This is a genomic window from Thiomicrorhabdus sp. (assembly GCF_041583835.1).
Classification (GTDB): domain Bacteria; phylum Pseudomonadota; class Gammaproteobacteria; order Thiomicrospirales; family Thiomicrospiraceae; genus Thiomicrorhabdus.
In genome coordinates this window covers 121,973-140,973 of the sequence record NZ_JBFHFC010000006.1, presented here as the reverse complement: position 1 = coordinate 140,973, position 19,001 = coordinate 121,973, and the positions used below count along the sequence as shown (strand labels likewise).

The window sequence follows — 19,001 nt, the reverse complement described above, 5'->3', positions numbered from 1 at the left end:
CTTTTAAAGCGTATCCGAAGCAAATAGCGCCAGTCTTGAACGTTCGCCTTGCTGTAACGTGATGTGCGCCCCGTGATCCCAGTTTTTGAAGCGGTCGACCACATAGGTTAAACCGCTTGTCGTTTCGGAAAGGTAAGGCGAATCGATCTGCCCTATATTACCGATACAGACGATTTTGGTTCCCGTTCCCGCACGTGTAATCAATGTTTTCATCTGCTTGGAGGTTAAGTTCTGAGCTTCATCCAAAATAATAAACTTGTTTTGGAAGGTGCGTCCACGCATGAAGTTCATGGATTTGATTTTGATGCGTTTACTCAGTAGTTGTTGCGTACTTTCTTTCTCCCATTCCGTCGAGTTGGCTCCGTCCGAGTTGGTTAAGACTTCCAGGTTGTCCATCAGGGCGCCCATCCACGGAGTCATTTTTTCTTCTTCCGTTCCCGGTAGAAAACCGATGTCTTCACCGATAGGGATGGTGGCGCGAGTCATGATGATTTCGTTGTAGATATTAAGATCCAATGTTTGTTCGAGTGCGGCGGCTAAAGCCAGTAGGGTTTTCCCCGTTCCGGCGATACCCAGTAGCGAGACGAAATCGATCTCGGGGTCCATTAGAAAGTTCAAAGCCATATTTTGTTCTTCGTTACGAGCATGAATGCCCCAAATGCCGTGCGATCCTTTGCCGTAATCCTGCATGTACTCCAATGTGGCTTTGTTGTTGGTGACGGATCTCACGATGGCTTTAAATCCGGCGTCGTTTTCACTGATTAGGCATTGGTTTGCATGCCATGTGCAGTTGTCGTCGACTTCCAGTTCGTAAAAAGTTCGGCTGCCATCCTGCCATGATTTCATGTGCTTGCCGTGTTCTTCGAAGAAGTTTTCCGGTAAGGTCTCCCAGCCGGTATAGAGTAAGTCCACATCTTCAAGTACGCGGTCATTGTAATAATCTTCAGAGTGGAGGCCCACCGCAGAAGATTTGATGCGCATGTTAATGTCTTTTGTGACCAGCGTGACATTGCGTTCAGGGTAGTTGGCCTTTAGGGCCAGGCCGGTTTGCAGGATATGATTGTCGGCCTTATGGCTAGGCAGAGAAATAGGAAGTTCGGCCAGTAATGGTTCGGTTTCGAAGTACAGTTTTCCGAGGTGTAAGCCTTCTTTGTCAGAATGCGGGTGAATTCTTTCTAGCGGTAATCCTTGCTTGATTTCTTCAAAGCTTGCATTGCTTATAATTTCATCGATCAGGCGGTTGGTTTCACGTGCATTTCGTGAGACCTCGGAAATCCCTTTCTTGGCAGCATCCAGTTCTTCCAGTACCGTCATGGAGATGAAGATGTCGTGTTCTTCAAAATTAAACATGGCCATTGGATCATGCATTAAGACGTTGGTATCTAATATAAATAATCGTTTGTGCTCATTTGTCATAAGAAGGCTTCCTGTTGGTTTTAATGGTGCTGCTTACATAATCGTCAATTAAATTCTTTAAGTTTGTTTAAAACGTTTTGTGCATGATCTTTTACTTTTACTTGTCTCCATTCGGCCGCCAGTTTGCCTTGAGGGTCGATAAGGAAAGTGCTGCGTACGATTCCCATGTATTCTTTGCCAAAATTCTTTTTTAGTTGGTAGGTGTCGAAAATCTTGCAGAGTTCGGCGTCAGGGTCCGAAATTAGATCGAATGCAAAGTTTTGTTTGTTTTTGAAGTTATCGTGGCGTTTCATTGAATCCATGGAGACGCCGAAGATTTGGCAATTGAGTGCTTTGAATTCATTGATGAGGTTTGAGAAGTCGTTACCTTCTGTGGTGCAGCCTGGTGTGCTGTCTTTGGGGTAAAAGTAGAGGACTGTGTAGCGGTCCAGAAAGTCTTCTTGAGTAATCGTGCGTTCGGACGTGGCGGGAAGTGAAAAAGAGGGGATTTCTTGCCCAATGGTCATATTCATTCTTTACCTCTTGAGTAGTGTATTTTGATCAAGTATGACCCGTTTTAATGTGGGTTTCAATAAATAAAATCAGATTTATAAAATTGGGATTTTGTAGGGTTTTAAGTCGCGATTAGAAGGCCGAATTTAAGTTGAAGTGTTAAGGGGGAAAGGGTAAGATTACCCTTTTTTGAGTTAGCGTTAATCTATTGGAGAATTTCGCCGTGTTTAGAGGCAGTATGGTGGCGTTAGTCACACCTATGTTGGATGATGAGTCGATTGATTATGACTCACTTGAGAAATTGGTGGAATTTCATATTGCATCAGGAACCGATGCCATTGTTGCAGTAGGCACGACAGGCGAGTCGGCGACTTTGGATATGCATGAGCATTGTGAAGTGGTTAAGTTTGTTGTCGATAAGGTCAATAAACGTGTTCCGGTTATTGCCGGTACGGGTGCTAACTCTACCACTGAGGCAATCGAATTGACTCAGTGTGCAAAAGAAGCAGGTGCAGATGCCTGTTTGTTGGTAACGCCATATTACAATAAGCCTACTCAAGAAGGTCTTTACCTGCACTATAAAAAAGTGGCTGAAAGCGTCGATATTCCTCAGATTCTATACAATGTGCCAGGACGTACCGCTTGCGACCTGTTGCCGGAAACCATTATTCGTCTAGCTCAGATCAAAAACATTATCGGCGTAAAAGAAGCGACCGGTGATCTTTCAAGAGTCGCTCAGATAAAAGCGGGTGTTTCAGAAGACTTTGATCTGTATACTGGTGACGATGCCTCTGCCGTCGATTTTATTTTAGCGGGCGGTCACGGCGGGATTTCCGTAACGGCTAATGTGGCTCCAAAGCAAGTTCATGACGTTTATATGGCCGCCTTACGAGGCGATGCAGAAGAGGCTAAGCGTTTGGATGCTTGTTTGGTTTCATTGCATCGAGATTTGTTCGTTGAATCGAATCCGATTCCGGTTAAATGGGCTGTTGCTGAAATGGGATTGTGCGGTAAAGCCATACGTTTGCCACTAACGGTGCTTTCGGAAAAATGTCAGCCAGTCGTAAAAGCGGCAATGCAACAAGCGGGTGTCATTTAAGACAGCTAAATATTTTAATCAAGAGTAAAGTCCGAAGAATGAGCGCACCAACTAAATTTGTTCCTGTATTGTTAATGTTTTCTCTAACGGGGTTGAGCGGTTGTTCGACTGTTTCCAGCTGGGTTGGTTCCGATGAACCGGATTACAGGGAAACCAACACCCGATTGGCTCAAGATCTAGAAGTGCCGCCAAATCTTTTTAATCCGTCCAAGAAGAAAGATCCGCTGGATGTGGTTTTCCAAGAAGCAAATACTCAGCAGCAGAACGACTTTATTCCTACTTATAAAGCGGCAGGTGTATCGGTGAAATCCAACCTGTCCGAGCGTTGGTTGGAAGTCGATACAGCGAATAGCGATCATGTATGGGACAGCTTGAAGCGTTTTTTCGAAACCATGGGGATGCAGGTCAAGTCAGAGCGTAAAGATATCGGTGTTATCGAGACCGATTTTGTTAAGCGCACCGAGTTGGTTCCGTTGGACGACATGAGTCCGTTGACTAGACTGTTGAACAGTTGGCGTCCGGAATTGGCTGAAGGGATTTATGATCGATTTGTCGCGCGTCTTGAAACCGATAAGACTGAGCAGAAGACTCGAATTTATTTCAACCACCATATGGTTTATTCTCCTGATACGAATGCCGAAATCAATGGCGAAGAGCGTTGGAGAATCAAGCCTTACAATCCTTTAATGGAAGCGGAAGCTCTTTACCGCGCTATGATTTTCTTCGGTTCGACTTCGGATGTGGCTTTGGCTCAGCTGAAAGTGACGGGCAAAATGACGGAAGAGTTTAATGGTCAGCAGGAACTGGAAAGTTTGGTTCTGCATGCTAACCTTGCCCAAAGTTGGGGATATTTGCAGGCGATGGTATATAGAGCCGACTGGCAGGTAGATCGATCGCGTCCGGAAACGCATCAGATGTGGGTGAAGGTTCCTGATTCGGCAAGAAAGGATGACGGTTTCTTATCGAAACTCGCTTTTTGGAAAGACGATAAAGGCAAGATGAAATTGCCGGAAGTGATTTTATTGCAGTTGGAAGCCGATGAGAAAAATCCGGATGTCTCCGTGCTAAAAGCAAAAGCCTTAGAAAACGATACGCCGTTGAATGAAGAAAAACGTAAATATTTGTTTGAACGTTTAGGCTTGCTGGGGCAGTAAAAAGATTTTGATTATTAGACCCTCGATGATCGGGGGTTTTTGTTTTTTTGGAAGGACAAAAGATATGCAAATTGTTTGGGGAAATCCTGCGCACTCTGATTACCGTTTGAATCAGCTATTAAACAAACTTCAGGGAGTCGGTGCGATTAAATCGGTTCGTTCACAGTATATTTATTTTGTGGATACGGACGGAGCGATGTCTCCGACGGAAGTGTCGCACTTGAAGGTGTTGTTGAACGAAACGGAAGAGAATTTGGATTCGGCTATTGTTTCCGGTAGTTGTATTGTTACACCGCGCTTGGGAACGATTTCTCCTTGGTCATCCAAAGCGACGGACATTACCCATACTTGTGGAATTCAAAGCATCCACCGTATCGAACGCGGAATCGTTTATTTCCTTGAAGGCGTTGCAGATCAAGATAAGTCGGCGATGGAAGCATTGCTTCACGACAGAATGATGGAGCAGGTTTCTCATTCAATTGAAGAGCTGGAAAACTTATTTTCGCATCAAGCACCGAGACCGATGCGAACGGTTGATGTGATTTCTGGTGGTCGCGAAGCATTGGTTCAGGCGAATGCCGAAATGGGGTTGGCGTTAAGTGAAGATGAAATTAATTATCTGGTCGACGCTTTTACGACGCTAGGTCGTAACCCTGTGGATGCCGAGTTAATGATGTTTGCACAAGCAAACTCCGAGCATTGCCGACATAAAATTTTTAATGCCGATTGGACGATTGACGGTGAAGATAAGCCGAATTCTTTATTCGGTATGATCCGCAATACTTACCAGAAAAATCCCGGCGGAGTACTGTCCGCTTACAGTGATAACGCGGCGGTGGTTGAAGGTTATCAGGCTACGCGTTTCTTCCCGGATCCGGAGAGTCGTCAGTATGGCTTCAATGAAGAGCCGGTGCATTTTCAAATCAAGGTCGAAACTCATAACCACCCAACCGCGATCTCTCCTTGGCCGGGTGCGGCAACCGGTTCCGGTGGTGAAATCCGCGACGAAGGGGCCACCGGTCGCGGCTCTAAACCAAAGTCGGGTTTGACGGGCTTTACCGTTTCCAACCTGAATATTCCGGGGTTTGAACAACCTTGGGAGCGCAAGTATGGAAAGCCGGAACGTATCGTTACACCTCTTGAAATTATGATTGAAGGCCCGTTGGGTGCGGCCGGCTTTAACAATGAATTCGGCCGTCCGGCGATCAATGGTTATTTCCGTACGTATGAAAACAGTTTGATGACTCGCGACGGCGAAGAGGTGCGCGGTTACCATAAGCCGATTATGTTGGCCGGTGGTTTAGGAAGTATTCGTCAAGAACATATTCAAAAAAATGACATTCCTGTCGGTGCCAAGTTAGTGGTCTTGGGCGGACCCGCTATGTTGATCGGTTTGGGCGGTGGCGCCGCTTCTTCGGTCGATAGCGGCGCGGGTGCGGAAAACTTGGATTTTGCTTCTGTGCAACGTGAAAACCCTGAAATGGAACGACGTGCGCAGGAAGTGATCGATCGTTGTACTTATTTAGGTGAAAAATCTCCAATCGCTTCGATTCACGATGTGGGTGCCGGCGGTTTGTCGAATGCCTTTCCTGAACTGGTCAACGACGCCGGTAAAGGTGCAATTTTTGATTTAAGAAAAGTACCGAATGACGAACCGGGCATGTCTCCGATGGAAATTTGGTGTAACGAGTCGCAAGAACGTTACGTAATTGCGATTTACCCTGATCAGATCGAACAGTTTGAAGCTTTGTGTAAGCGTGAGCGTTGTCCGTATGCGATTGTCGGGGAAGCGACTAAAGAACAAAAGTTGGTGGTTAACGACACGGTCTTTGATAACAATCCGGTCGATATGCCGTTGAACGTACTTTTGGGCAAGCCGCCTAAGATGCATCGTAGCGTTGAATCGAGATTGGTGCCACAGCCTGGTTTCGAAACGGCTGTGTTGGATTTTGAAGAAGTGACCGAACGCTTGTTGAAGCTGCCGACGATTGCGGATAAGTCTTTCTTAATCACGATCGGCGACCGTAGCATCACCGGTATGGTTACTAGGGATCAGATGGTTGGTCCTTGGCAGGTGCCGGTGGCTAATGCCGGTGTGACCTGTTCGGATTATAAAGGTTATACCGGTGAAGCGATGGCTTCCGGTGAGCGTCCGCCTGTTGCTTTGATTAATCCAAAAGCATCCGCTCGTTTATCAATTGCTGAAGCGATCACGAATATAGCGTGCGCGAAAATTTCTAAGATGAGTGACATCAAAATTTCGGCTAACTGGATGGCAGCTGCCGGTCACCCGGGTGAAGATTCGGCCTTGTACGATGCTGTAGAAGCGGTTGGTTTGGAATTGTGTCCTGAGTTGGGGATCGCAGTACCGGTCGGTAAGGATTCGATGTCGATGAAAACCGTTTGGAATGACGGTGATGAGAATAAAGCCGTGATTTCTCCGGTGTCGTTGAATATTACGACTTTTGCGCCGGTTGAAGACGTTCGTAAAACGGTTACACCACAATTAAGAACGGATTTAGGCGATACCGAACTATTGGTCGTTGATCTTGGTAAAGGCCAGAACCGTATTGGTGCCAGCTGTTTGGCTCAGGTTTATAATCAAGTCGGGGATGTGTCTGCGGATTTGGACAATGCTGAAGACCTGTTGAACTTATTCAATGCGACGCAAGCCATGCTGGCTGACGGTTTGATGTTGGCTTATCACGATCGTGCAGACGGTGGTCTGTTGGTGACGTTGCTGGAGATGGCGTTTGCCGGACATTGCGGTTTGGACGTTGATGTTTCCGCTTTAGGTTCGGAAGCCGTAGCCGCATTATGCGCTGAAGAAGTCGGTGTGGTTATGCAGGTTAAAGCGGCGGATAAAGATCGTGTTATGGCTATTCTAGCCGATAACGGTTTGACTCAAATGTCTCACTGGATCGGTTCGACGTCAAATGACGATCAAATCAAAATCGCCGCGCACGGCAAAACGATGCTGCTTAAATCGCGTAAGACTTTACAGTCTTGGTGGTCTGAGACCAGTTATCGAATGCAAGCTTTGCGCGATAACGAAGACTGTGCTCAACAAGCTTTTGACGCGATTGTTAATGACGCCAATACAGAGCTTTCGGTCAATCTTACATTTGATATTAATGATGATGTTACGGCTGAATTTGCCGGTAAACCTCGTCCAAAAGTAGCGATTTTGCGTGAACAGGGTGTAAATGGTCAGCAAGAAATGGCGGCCGCATTTACCCGTGCCGGTTTTGACGCGATCGACGTGCATATGTCCGACGTGCTTTCGGGTGAGGTCAAGTTTGAAGAGTTTAAAGGATTGGTAGCCTGTGGTGGCTTCTCTTATGGGGATGTTCTTGGAGCTGGCCGAGGTTGGGCTAATTCGATTCTTTTCAACGATACTGCCCGTGAAGAATTCGCTCAATTCTTCCAGCGTGAAGATACGTTTACATTAGGTGTTTGTAACGGCTGTCAGATGTTATCGAATTTGAAAGAAATCATTCCGGGCGCCGAGACTTGGCCGAAATTCGTACGTAACAAATCAGAACAGTTTGAAGCGCGTTTTTCATTGGTAGAAATCCAGTCTTCACCGTCAGTTTTGTTGCAGGGGATGGAAGGAACGCGCATTCCGGTTCCGGTTGCACATGGTGAAGGGCGTATGGACTTCGGTTCCGGATCGGCTTCTGATGTTGAAGGTTTAGTTGGTGTGCGTTACGTGGATTCTAATGGAAATCCAACGGAAGCTTATCCGTTCAATCCAAATGGAACGGTTGGCGGTATGACCGGCTTAACAACGACGGATGGTCGTGTCACTATCATGATGCCTCATCCGGAAAGAGCGTTTAGAACCGTACAAAATTCTTGGCATCCTGATGAATGGCTTGAGGATGCACCATGGATGCGTATGTTTAGAAACGCTAGAAAATGGGTTGGATAATTTACCCCCGGGTTTTTAAAGTTCAAGAGTAAGTAGAAGTACTGCTAATAAAATTTATTGGCTAATAACTTTACTTTATTTGACTTTGTAAGCTTTATTCTTTAAATTTGTCGGACTTTATTTATGCTCAACATAAATAATACGAAATTGAAACTAAAACGGAGAGAGACCGAATGTCTTTAAATCGTCGTGAATTTTTACATGTAATGTCTATGGCTGCAGCTGCAGGGATGTTACCAGGTACTGCAAGTGCAATGTCTTCAGGTACAGATAAAGCGGCAGCGGCTAAAGCTTCTGCTGAAATTTATAACCAGCCAATGAAAGGTAAGGTTCGTCTGTTGCACATTACAGATACGCACGCTCAGTTAAAGCCAATCTATTTCCGTGAACCAAACGTAAACTTGGGTACGGGTCCAGCATTCGGTAAGTTGCCTCACGTTGTTGGTTCGAAGTTGTTAAACGAACTAGGTATTGAGCCTAACACGCCGCTTGCACATGCATTCACATATATCAACTTCCAAGATGCTTCCGAGCAGTATGGTAAAGTTGGTGGTTTCGCACACGTTAAAACGCTTCTAGATAAGTTACGTGAGCAAGCTGGTGGACGTGAAAACACATTGACTATGGATGGTGGTGACTTGTGGCACGGTTCCGGTACTGCTCTATGGACTCGTGGTGCTGACATGGTTGAAGCGTCAAACCTATTGGGCGTTGACATCATGACTGGTCACTGGGAATTTACTTACACTGAAGAAGAAGTTTTGAAAAACTTGAACAACTTCAAAGGTGAATTCTTGGCTCAGAACATCCGTATCAAAGAAGATTCTTTGTTCGGTGATGCATACCGTGAAATGGTAGATGCAAACAACGGTGTTGGTCTTTTCGATGAAGACGAAGCTCGTGCATTCAAACCATACACGATCAAAATCATTAACGGTGAGCGTATCGCTGTTGTAGGTCAGGCTTTCCCACGTACTGCGAACGCTAACCCACAGTCTAACTTCCCGGATTGGTCTTTCGGTCTTCGTGAAGACGCTCTTCAGGAAACGGTTGATAAGATTCGTGAAACTGAGAAGCCAGCGGCAATCGTTATGATCTCTCACAACGGTATGGATGTTGACATCAAGATGGCTTCACGTATCAACGGTATCGATGCAATCTTTGGTGGTCACACTCACGATGGTATTCCTAAGACTACTCCAGTTAAGACTCCAGAAGGTGGTGTATGTCACGTAACGAACGCTGGTTCTAACGGTAAGTTCGTTGGTTGTATGGATTTGGATATTTCTAACGGTAAGTTGAAAGGTGTTGATTACAAGTTGTTGCCTGTATTCTCTAACATCTTGGATGCCGATAAAGAAGTTTCTACTTTCATCGACCACCTATACACTCGTAAGTACGATACAAACATTGTTGAGTCTCGTGATCCTTCACGCGCATACAGCAAAGACCGTCTAGGAAAGACTTACGGTGAAATCCTAGGTGAAGAGTTGGCAGTAGCTGAAGATACTCTTTACCGTCGTGGTAACTTCATGGGTACATGGGATCAGATCATCGTAAACTCACTACGTGAAGAGCACGATGCGCAGATCGCTATGTCTGCCGGTGTTCGTTGGGGTACTTCTGTTCTAGCTGGTGAGATGATCACTATGGAGCGCGTAATGGATGAAACTTCTATGACTTACGGTGAAACTTATAAGTCAGAAGTGACTGGTGCTCAAATGAAAGATATTCTAGAAGGTATCTGTGAGAACCTATTCCAGAAAGACCCATACCTACAGTCTGGTGGTGATATGGTTCGTCTTGGTGGTATGGACTACACTTGTGAGCCAAACGCTTCACTAGGTAACCGTATCTCTGACATGCGTTTGGATGACGGTACGCCTCTAGAAGCGAACAAGACTTATTCTGTTGCCGGTTGGGCACAGGTTGAGTCTGTTGGTGACGGTCGTTTGATGTGGGATGTTGCTGCTGATTACCTACGTCGTCATAAGAGCGATATGAAGCTTAAGAAGGTTAACCATCCTAAGCTTAAAGGTGTTAAGAATAACCCAGGTATTGAAAACTACCCAGGTGAAATGGCTTAATTGTCATAAACATCTAAAACAAAAAAACCAGCTTCGGCTGGTTTTTTTGTGTCTGTTGTTTTTGGAATTGGGTATCTAATTTGTAGTTCTTATAAACCTTAGTGAAAGAATCTCATTCCGTTTTTAATCCAATTTTGTAGCACTTCTTCGGTTACAGGAGGGCAAATTAAATAGCCTTGAGCAATATCGCATCCCGCTTGTGTCAAATAATCCCATTCTTCAATTTTTTCAATCCCTTCCGCTACGACTTTAATATCCATCTTGCTACACATTCTCAGTGTGCTTTCAAAGATGACCTTTAGGTGATCTTTAAGATGAATGTCTTCTATAAGCGATCGATCAATTTTCAATTCGGTAAAAGGAATCTGCGTTAATTGTTTAATGGAGGATTGGCCTGTTCCGTAATCATCGATAGATAAACCAAAACCGGCTAAACGCAGTTTGGTTAATAAGGAGAGGGCGCTGCCGATATCGTGTATGACTTCGGTCTCCGTAACCTCAAAGGTCAGTTGACTGGGTTTGATGTTTCCAGTGCTTAAAATATTCAGAATCTGTTGCGAGAAACTGGATTCGGTAAAACTTTTAGCTGATAGATTGATGGAAATTTTAGTGTTAAGTCCATACGTTTCCCATCGTGTTAGGGCGTCAATGCTCTTTTTTACCACCAGTAAAGTTAACTCATTAATAAGATTGTTTTCGATGGCAAAAGGGATGAAATCGTCCGGTGCTATCACGCCGTACTCGGGATGCTTCCATCGTATAAGTGCTTCTACGCCTTCCAATTCATCATTTTCGCAAAAGACCTTGGGTTGGAAGTAAAGAGTGAATTCATTTGCACTCAGTGCATTTTTGAAAGATTCGATTGTAATGGTGGGCTTTTCACGTTTTTGGAAGCTAGGCACCTGTATTAATCTGTTCCGGTCAAAGTTGCCCAATACCGCTTCAAGTTCGGTTTGTGAAAAAGGCTTTCGGTATCCGCCTAATGTATAGAAACCTTCACTTTTAGCCATAAGTTCTACTGAGGAGATTAAGCTTTGTTCTCGGCCGCTCATGATTACAAGCGCAAAGTTTTTACGTGTTTTACTGATGTGGTTGATAAGTTCGATGCCGTTTAATTCGGGGAGTTCTAGATCACATAGCATTAAATCTACAGAATTGTCGTCTTCAAGGTATTCTAAAGCTTCTTGGCCGTTCTCAACGCCTACAACATGGTTAATGCCTAACTCTGTGCACATCATTTCCAATATTGTACGTTGCGTCTTACTGTCTTCGACGATTAATACTGATTTAACATCATGTAACATTTTTTGTGTCCCTGCTTTGTTTCTGGCATCCAAGCCGCATTATGTTGGCCTATTATATTACGTAAAATAACTAATGGAATTAGAATTTTTATGTTTTTTTTGCAGAAAATGTAGTTAATCAATTACTCATTTTATTTTAACCATTTGTTTTCTAGGTTTTTTGTTTTTAAAAGGCTGTGTTAGAAGTTTTCGAAATCCTTTTCAGAAACTTTGATATCGGGCAATAGATCCGCTCTAACTGGTTTTTGCGCTTGATTTTCTGTTTTCTGAAGTTTGAAGAAAGTCATGACTACTTTCAGTTGGCTGCTTTGTGCGGCAAGTTCTTCAGAGGTAGCGGCTAACTCTTCGGTGGCGGATGCGGATGCGGAAATGGCGTCGGCGATATTCATGACGCCATCATTAATGTCTCTTACACTTCTAGTTTGTTCGATGTTGGCGATCGTGATGTTTTCCATTTGTTGCGCGATGGCATCAATTGAATCGGTCAGATTTTTCAAACTGGTCTGTGCGTTTTGGCTGAGGTCCATGACTTCGGTACTTAATTCATGGATTTCTTCTGCGCTTTGTTGATTCTTGTTTGCGAGTTTTCTTATTTCACTGGCAACCACGGCAAAGGCACGGCCGTTTTCTCCCGCGCGCCCGGCTTCAATGGCGGCGTTGACTGCGAGTAAATTGGTTTGATAAGAGATATCGTCCATAATCCCAATCTTTTTGGTGATCAATTGGGTTTTATCGATCATATCCTGGACGTGTTTAACCCGGCTCTTAATTTCAATATTGCTTTGCTCTACTTGATTTCTAAGCTCTTGAACCGTGTTGCTGGTGTTGGTGATAAAGTCCTTAATGTTTTGTAGGCTGGCCGAAGATTGTTCTATGCTGATGGATTGTTGGCTCTGACTTGCACTGATCTCTTGGGCAACCGAGCTTAATTCTTCAGCTGCACCTGCCGTTGAAAAAGCCGTATTGTTTGCTTCTTTTATGGCGCGATGCAGTTCAGCTATCATTTTAGAGAGTGAATGCATGACGCTTTGTTCCGGGAAAGAGTTAGGATCGGGAGTCTCGGTGAAATCCCCTTCGGAAAGGCGTTTTAAATTTCCCTTAACGATGTGCGGTTCCGCGCCTAAATCGGCAAGAATTGAGCGGGTAGTGAGGATTGTTGCCGTTAACACGATGACAATCAAAAGGGCGATCGCTATGAGTTGTGTGGACATTGTTTTTTGTAGGTGACGTTCGGCCTCCTGATTGATTTGTTCAGAAATGTTGACTTGAATTGAAATAACTTTATTCATTTTTTCGACAAACGTTTTCTGTAGGGTGGGAGATGAAAGAGTCTCGAAATGGGTTTTCAAGTAGTCGGTTTTATTCTCGCTAATGAGTTTGGCGATTTTTTGACTTGCTGAGTCCATCGAAACCGCCGTTATATAAAGTTGGTCGGCCAGTTTTCTTTCTTCTTCGGTGATGTAGGTGGCGTTATAACTTTCCCATAGGTGGGTTAGGGAGCTGCGATTAGAATTTATTTGGTCTAGAATTTCTGCTTTATTGGCAGGGTTTTCTAGGTAGGCTTCCGGTAAGTAGCGATAATTTTCGATGCTCAGTTGGTTGATATTCCACATCTGTTGGAGAGGTTGGATTCTATCTTGGTAGAGTGTGTCCAATTCTTGTTGCATCTTACTTAATCCGTAAAGGCCATATGCGATAAGCAAAGAAACGCCTATTATGATCACGGCATTGCTTAAGGTAAGTTTGGTTTTGACGGTTTTGATCATGATAAAAAATCTCTTTTTTTAAATGTAGTTGAATCGCAAATAACGGTCATTAAATTATCTTTTCGGAAAAGCTGTTCGTGGTTAAGAATGTAAATGTTTTGTTTGTGTAGACTTACCCTGCCCAGGAACTCGTTCCCTATATGTTGAGATTTTTCTTCTGCATTGACGGTTTGGATTGAGTTGGCCTTGATTGCGTGAAGTTGCCAAATCCTTTCTACTAATATTCCCACTCGCGGAAGATCTTGATCCGTTTGTTCCCGGATGATGATCAGGCTGTTGGAATCGTGTGCCGTTTGTTGCTTTTTATCTGAGGTTGAATCAAGTAAAAGGTCGATTGGTAGAGTGTATAAGGTCACACCTCGAACGGCGGTTGTACCGATTAGTTCGTTATTTAATCCCGGTAAAGGGGTGATTTGATCGATAACGAGAACTTCTTCGACAGCGTTGGCATCCAGCGCGAAAAACCGGTTCCGGTCTTCAAAAATCAGGAATTGAGGATGAAAGATATCGTCATCGAAAAATGAAAACTGATCCGGTTCCGATGGGATAAAGTGTTTTAACAGGCTCATTCCAGTTTCTCTCTAATGCTGAACATATCTAAAGAATAAGCGGTTTCACCATTTTCTAATAGTGAAGTACCGTTAAAGCAGTTTTGTGAGCCTATAAAACAAGCTCTCGGTTCGACACGTAATACTTGAGTGCGGAGAATCTCGTCCGCAATCAGGGCAAAGAATTCACCGTCATATTGAATAAAGACAATCGAACTTGAATGCTTGTTGATGTTCTGGGCGTCTTGTTTCGACAGGTTTAGCAGTTTATATAGATCTATGACTCTCGGTCTTTGCTGGTAAATTGGGAGCAGCACATAGTTTCGTTCATCCACCTTTCCGTGCATCGCTATGCATTCATGTACTATTTGAGTGTCGATTCCGAAAATCGTTTGGCCTATTCGTACCAATAGGGTGGATTGCTCTGAGCTTTTTAAGGGCAGGTTGAGCGTGAATGTCGTTCCGTTGCCCGGGATGCTGGTTAGACGAATGTTGCCTCGTAGTTGTAGTAAGTAGTTGCGAACGTAATCCAGTCCGACGCCTCTTCCTGATAATTGCGAAGGACTATTGTGTGTAGTGAAACCCGGTAAAAAAACTAATTGCTGTAATTGTTGATCTGACATTTGATCAAGGGGTTGCACTAATTGTGTATTAACGGCTTTTTCTTTTATTTTGCTAAGGTTTAACCCCGGACCGTCATCCTTGATTTCAATGTTTAGTTGTCCAAGTTGTTGAGTGAATGTACAGCTGATTTGCGCAATCTCCGGTTTTCCGTTTGCCTGACGTTCTGTAAGCGAGTCAATACCGTGGTCAACCGCATTGCGAATCAAGTGCATCAAGGGTTCATATAGTTTATCTGCCAGGCTTCGATCAATGGATTCGGTATTGGTGTAAATGGATAATTCCGCTTTTTTATCAGCTGCACGGCAGGCATCATCAAAAGTGAATTTCAAGCGTTCGAGTAATGTATTGATGGATATCTGGTTTATCTGGGAAGTTTGGTACTGTAGATTGCCGACTTTTTTTTCCAGCTGATCAAGAGTTTCTTCAACTAGAGAACTTTCTTTTTGTAGAAGTGCTTGACGGTGTCGCTCCAGTATTAACTGAATCGCAGTTATCTCTTGCTGAAGTTTATTTATCGAGCTATTGTCGAGCTTTACCGTTTCTGCCGTCGAGATAATTTTTTCTGTTTCGGACGAGTTCAGGGTAAGTTTTCTTTCTTCGGAGTCGGTATTTTCCTTAGCATTGTTTTTCAAATAGTCGATTTTATTCAGTAGGTGTTTTTGATGATCAAGGTCGATTAGAAGATCTTGAAAATTGATTTTTTTAATCAGAAGTTCAAGGTGTTCATGCAGTTGTGACAAAAGTGTAATGTGTTCACTGGATAAAGGGCCTGTTGACTGTCTTGAAAACTGTAAAAAGCTTTCGAATTCATCGGCAAAATCAGCAAGGTTTTCGTGTCCTAAGGCCCGGCACGAGCCTTTGATGGTATGAACACTACGAAAAATTTGATTGATGTAGGTTTTTGCTTGTTTGGGAGAGTCTTTAATCGAAGTCAGAGAGTCGGCAATATCTTGTAATAGGTCTTCAGCTTCCTCTAAAAAAAGCCTTTGAGCCAGAGATATATCCATATATGACATCCTGTCGTAGTTTGGTCGTGATTGGTTGTAAGTTCTTAATCAGCTTTTAGACCGTGATATTAGTGTTGGAATCTAACTCTTTTTATTGAAGAAATCAATTTTATATTGGTGTAAGTGCTTATTGTCTGCACAAAAAACCGGATTTATGTGTGTTGGCTTATTTGATTTTTCGCTAACTGTTCGGGAAAGAAGGTGGGGATATTTGTGTGAGTGTTGGGCTGCGGGAGATGGTTTGTGGTTTTCAAGCAGCCGGTTAAAGGCCGCTTGAAAAGTCAGGGTAAAGATTACTGGATTTTAAGGTAAGAGAACCCTTCGCTCTGAAGAATAGCGATCTTCGCTACTCCGGAAGGCGTCAATTCAACCCCTTTATAGACTTTGTCTTTTGCCAGACCGACTTCGTCACGTGTTTTGTCGCACAGTTCGACCTTCACGCCTCGAACGGTAATCAGACTTTGCAAACGGCCTTTAAGCTCTTCACGGCGCTCAAGAAGCGGTTGATCGGCTTCATAAGGCGTGCCTTTAAGGTCATCGTCGGTTGTGAAGCGTAAGCCGTAGCCGACAAATACCAAATGCACCTCCGGTTCCATCAGTTCGGATTCGTAGAAGTTCAAAATGTTATTGATAGAGGTCAGGGTGGCCGAGTATCGGGTCGGATCTTTAAAGTCGACGTGGTAGACCACTTTAGCGCCGTCATCGGCCGCTTGCGCTGTTGCGATGGACGAAATCGCTAGAATGATCCCCGCGAAAAATGATTTGAAACCTTTTTGAAACATATTCATCATTGATTACCTTCGTTGGTTTACAGGATGTTGGTGATGTCTTTTTTGCCTTCAATCGCTTCGATGGCTTTATTGACTCGCATGAACAGAGTTTGGCTGTCTTCATCCGGCTTACGTAATTCGGTTACGCCAGCATGGCTGGTTAAGCAAGTCGTTGTGCCGTCTTCCAGTTTAATGGTTTGAGCGGTGATGGTTTCCTGAGCCAGTTTGGCGATGCGGAAGGCATCGACCGCTTTGACTTCCGGTAGAACCACCATGAATTGGTCACAACTTAAACGGCCAATGTGACCAAGGTCTTTAATGACGTTCTTGATAGCGTGCGCCGCAGTAAGGATCGCCGTATCGCCCATTTCGTGACCATAACGATCTGTGATGCGTTTGAAACAGTCCAGGTTGATCTTAAACAGAGACAAAGGCTGGTTATTCATTTTCGCTTTGTTGATCTCTTCGTTGACGATGTCGAGGAAGAAATCGCGGTTGTACAGATTGGTCAGCGGGTCGTTGGAGGAGAGGTGCTCGAGCTGTTCTTCCATGTGTTTGCGACTGGTGATGTTGATCGCCAACCAGATAACCGCAGGCTGGTCGTAAGTCCCGTCTTTGATCGGGTAAACACGTGCTTCGTACCATTGGCCGCCTTTGGTTGAACTGTCGTGGACACCTTCAACTTCTTCATCCGCCAACTGGTACTCGATCTCTTGTAATCGGCCGCTTTTAATCGCGTTTTGCACGACAAGCAGGAAACGTTCAGCCATTTTTTCAGGCAGAACGTCACTGTATTTTTTTCCGATCAGTTCGGAGCCGTCGGCGTATAAAGAGCGTTCCTGACCACCAATGATGTCTAGATAAGTACCGTCCTGACCCATAACGAAAATAGGGTCGGGCATGGCATTGGCAATGGCAATAAGGTGAGAATTTATGTTTTCTTCAGTCATCGATCCTAGTCCTTGCTAATCGGTTTGTATTTAATGCGGTGAGGCTGGGCGGCATCCGCACCTTTGCGGCGCTTCAAGTCTTCTTCGTAATCGGAGAAGTTTCCTTCGAACCATTCAACGTGTGAATCCCCTTCGAAAGCCAGCATGTGTGTGGCGATACGATCCAGGAACCAGCGGTCGTGGGAAATGACCACGGCGCAACCGGCGAATTCCAGCAGGGCTTCTTCCAAGGCACGAAGGGTTTCTACATCTAAATCGTTGGTCGGTTCATCCAGCAGTAACAAGTTACCGCCGCTACGTAGTGTTTTGGCCAAATGTACACGGTTGCGTTCACCGCCGGAAAGCTGGCCGATTTTCTTCTGTTGATCTCCTCCGCGGAAGTTAAAGCGGCTGCAGTATGCTCGAGAGTTAACTTCGGTATTGCCGACCATGAAAATTTCGTCCCCGCCGGAAATCTCTTCCCAAACCGATTTGTTATCATCCAGTGCGTCGCGACTCTGGTCTACGTAAGAAAGTTGAACGGTTTCACCGAATTCGATCGTTCCTGAATCCGGTTGTTCTTGTCCTGTCAGCATTTTGAACAGAGTCGATTTACCGGCACCGTTGGCACCGATAATACCGACAATTCCTCCCTGAGGAAGTCTAAAGTTAAGGTCGTCAATCAGTAGACGATCACCGAAACCTTTGGAGATGTGGTTGACCTCGATAACCTTTTCACCCAAGCGTTCAGCCACCGGGATGAAGATCTCGCTGGTTTCATTACGCTTTTGTGATTCTTGGCTGCTAAGCTCTTCAAAGCGGGCCATACGGGCTTTTGATTTTGCGTGACGCCCTTTAGCATTAGAGCGTACCCACTCAAGTTCGCTTTTGATGGTTTTCAATCGCGCCGCTTCAGATTTGGATTCTTGCTCAAGACGCTTCTCTTTCTGATCTAGCCAGGAAGAGTAGTTGCCTTCAAATGGAATACCTTCACCACGATCCAGCTCCAGGATCCATTGTGCGGCGTTGTCCAGGAAGTAACGGTCGTGGGTGATGGCCACCACGGTGCCGGGGAAGTCTAATAAGAAGCGCTCCAGCCAGGCGATGGATTCCGCATCTAAGTGGTTGGTAGGCTCGTCCAATAGCAGCATGTCCGGTTTTTCCAAAAGCAGTTTGCAAAGCGCTACGCGGCGGCGTTCACCACCGGAAAGCTTGCTGACATCTGCATCCCAGTCCGGTAAGCGTAAAGCATCTGCTGCGATCTCTAAAGTGCGGTCAATGTTGTGACCGTCTTTGGCTTGAATGATGTCTTCAATTTCAGCCTGTTTTTTTGCAAGTGCATCGAAGTCTGCATCCGGTTCCGCATAAGCCGCATAAATTGCATCCAGTTCCGCTAAGGCATCTTTTACTTCTGAAACCGCTTCTTCAATATTGCCTCGAACGGTTTTGCTTTCATCAAGTTGCGGTTCTTGAGGTAGATAGCCGATTTTGATGCCGGGTTGAGGGCGGGCTTCACCGACGATATCGGTGTCGATGCCGGCCATGATCTTCAATAGGGTGGATTTACCGGAACCGTTTAGACCTAAAACCCCGATTTTTGCACCCGGGAAAAAGGATAGGGAGATGTCTTTTAAAATGTGACGGTTTGGCGGGACGACTTTCCCGACACGGTTCATGGTATAAACAAATTGAGCCATTTAGCAGTTTCCTAAAAATTTCTGATTTAACTTTAAAAATACAATTAATAATGCATGCAACTTTACCGAAAAAGCAGGCGTTTATAAAGATAAACCGTTGTTAGAATGGATAAGAATTGTAAATCTATGGATTGTCGTGGTTATTTGGGTTGAAAACGGGTAAAATTCCTCTCT

13 protein-coding genes are annotated in these 19,001 nt (G+C 44.7%); 4 read left to right on the top strand and 9 right to left on the bottom strand.

Annotated features, from left to right (window positions below; all coding sequences use genetic code 11):
- Positions 1-3 precede the first annotated feature (3 nt).
- Positions 4-1,416, bottom strand: coding sequence for a PhoH family protein (locus ABY044_RS05255; protein ID WP_373018893.1), 1,413 nt, complete (start codon positions 1,414-1,416; stop codon positions 4-6).
- 44 nt (positions 1,417-1,460) lie between these two features.
- Positions 1,461-1,928, bottom strand: coding sequence for a peroxiredoxin (locus tag ABY044_RS05250; RefSeq protein ID WP_373018891.1), 468 nt, complete (start codon positions 1,926-1,928; stop codon positions 1,461-1,463).
- A 203-nt stretch (positions 1,929-2,131) separates the two neighbouring features.
- Here ABY044_RS05250 and dapA point away from each other — a divergent pair, with 203 nt between their 5' ends.
- The 4 genes from dapA (at position 2,132) to ABY044_RS05230 (ending at position 10,182) form a co-directional block, all read left to right on the top strand.
- Positions 2,132-3,007, top strand: coding sequence for a 4-hydroxy-tetrahydrodipicolinate synthase (dapA, locus tag ABY044_RS05245; protein WP_373018889.1), 876 nt, complete (start codon positions 2,132-2,134; stop codon positions 3,005-3,007).
- Between the two features lie 38 nt (positions 3,008-3,045).
- Positions 3,046-4,161, top strand: a complete 1,116-nt coding sequence (gene bamC / locus ABY044_RS05240; protein ID WP_373018887.1) for an outer membrane protein assembly factor BamC — start codon at positions 3,046-3,048, stop codon at positions 4,159-4,161.
- Between the two features lie 64 nt (positions 4,162-4,225).
- Positions 4,226-8,095 carry a phosphoribosylformylglycinamidine synthase gene (gene purL / locus ABY044_RS05235; protein ID WP_373018885.1) on the top strand — a complete coding sequence of 1,290 codons (3,870 nt, stop codon included), beginning with the start codon at positions 4,226-4,228 and terminating at the stop codon, positions 8,093-8,095.
- Positions 8,096-8,268: 173 nt separating this feature from the next.
- Positions 8,269-10,182, top strand: coding sequence for a 5'-nucleotidase C-terminal domain-containing protein (locus tag ABY044_RS05230; protein WP_373018883.1), 1,914 nt, complete (start codon positions 8,269-8,271; stop codon positions 10,180-10,182).
- Between the two features lie 98 nt (positions 10,183-10,280).
- On the opposite strand, the gene ABY044_RS05225 is transcribed toward ABY044_RS05230, so the two are convergent.
- The 7 genes from ABY044_RS05225 to ettA form a co-directional block, all read right to left on the bottom strand.
- Positions 10,281-11,486, bottom strand: a complete 1,206-nt coding sequence (locus ABY044_RS05225; RefSeq protein WP_373018881.1) for an EAL domain-containing protein — start codon at positions 11,484-11,486, stop codon at positions 10,281-10,283.
- A 179-nt stretch (positions 11,487-11,665) separates the two neighbouring features.
- On the bottom strand, positions 11,666-13,252 hold the full coding sequence (locus tag ABY044_RS05220; protein WP_373018879.1) for a methyl-accepting chemotaxis protein: 1,587 nt from the start codon (positions 13,250-13,252) through the stop codon (positions 11,666-11,668).
- Entirely contained in the window at positions 13,249-13,821 is a 573-nt protein-coding gene (locus tag ABY044_RS05215) for a chemotaxis protein CheW (RefSeq protein WP_373018877.1), read from the bottom strand. Before ABY044_RS05215 ends, ABY044_RS05220 begins: the two co-directional genes overlap by 4 nt.
- Complete coding sequence (locus ABY044_RS05210; RefSeq protein ID WP_373018875.1) at positions 13,818-15,431, bottom strand: chemotaxis protein CheA; 1,614 nt, start codon at positions 15,429-15,431, stop codon at positions 13,818-13,820. The genes ABY044_RS05215 and ABY044_RS05210 overlap by 4 nt, the downstream gene beginning before the upstream one ends.
- Before the next feature lie 293 nt (positions 15,432-15,724).
- Positions 15,725-16,219 (bottom strand): DsrE family protein, encoded by a 495-nt coding sequence (locus tag ABY044_RS05205; RefSeq protein WP_373018873.1) that lies wholly within the window; start codon positions 16,217-16,219, stop codon positions 15,725-15,727.
- A gap of 20 nt (positions 16,220-16,239) precedes the next feature.
- The gene (locus tag ABY044_RS05200) at positions 16,240-17,151 is read right to left on the bottom strand and encodes a diguanylate cyclase domain-containing protein (RefSeq protein WP_373018871.1); all 912 of its coding nucleotides are present in this window, start codon (positions 17,149-17,151) and stop codon (positions 16,240-16,242) included.
- Positions 17,152-17,156: 5 nt separating this feature from the next.
- Positions 17,157-18,827: an energy-dependent translational throttle protein EttA gene (ettA, locus tag ABY044_RS05195; RefSeq protein WP_373018869.1), complete on the bottom strand. Its 1,671-nt coding sequence runs from the start codon at positions 18,825-18,827 to the stop codon at positions 17,157-17,159.
- Between the last annotated feature and the right edge of the window lie 174 nt (positions 18,828-19,001).

Excerpts from the sequence above, each read along its gene's own strand:
- ABY044_RS05255 (WP_373018893.1), bottom strand. The coding sequence starts at position 1,416 with ATGACAAATGAGCACAAACGATTATTTATATTAGATACCAACGTCTTA.
- ABY044_RS05250 (WP_373018891.1), bottom strand. The coding sequence starts at position 1,928 with ATGAATATGACCATTGGGCAAGAAATCCCCTCTTTTTCACTTCCCGCC.
- bamC (WP_373018887.1), top strand. The coding sequence starts at position 3,046 with ATGAGCGCACCAACTAAATTTGTTCCTGTATTGTTAATGTTTTCTCTA.
- purL (WP_373018885.1), top strand. The coding sequence starts at position 4,226 with ATGCAAATTGTTTGGGGAAATCCTGCGCACTCTGATTACCGTTTGAAT.
- ABY044_RS05230 (WP_373018883.1), top strand. The coding sequence starts at position 8,269 with ATGTCTTTAAATCGTCGTGAATTTTTACATGTAATGTCTATGGCTGCA.
- ABY044_RS05225 (WP_373018881.1), bottom strand. The coding sequence starts at position 11,486 with ATGTTACATGATGTTAAATCAGTATTAATCGTCGAAGACAGTAAGACG.
- ABY044_RS05220 (WP_373018879.1), bottom strand. The coding sequence starts at position 13,252 with ATGATCAAAACCGTCAAAACCAAACTTACCTTAAGCAATGCCGTGATC.
- ABY044_RS05215 (WP_373018877.1), bottom strand. The coding sequence starts at position 13,821 with ATGAGCCTGTTAAAACACTTTATCCCATCGGAACCGGATCAGTTTTCA.
- ABY044_RS05210 (WP_373018875.1), bottom strand. The coding sequence starts at position 15,431 with ATGGATATATCTCTGGCTCAAAGGCTTTTTTTAGAGGAAGCTGAAGAC.
- ABY044_RS05205 (WP_373018873.1), bottom strand. The coding sequence starts at position 16,219 with ATGAATATGTTTCAAAAAGGTTTCAAATCATTTTTCGCGGGGATCATT.
- ABY044_RS05200 (WP_373018871.1), bottom strand. The coding sequence starts at position 17,151 with ATGACTGAAGAAAACATAAATTCTCACCTTATTGCCATTGCCAATGCC.
- ettA (WP_373018869.1), bottom strand. The coding sequence starts at position 18,827 with ATGGCTCAATTTGTTTATACCATGAACCGTGTCGGGAAAGTCGTCCCG.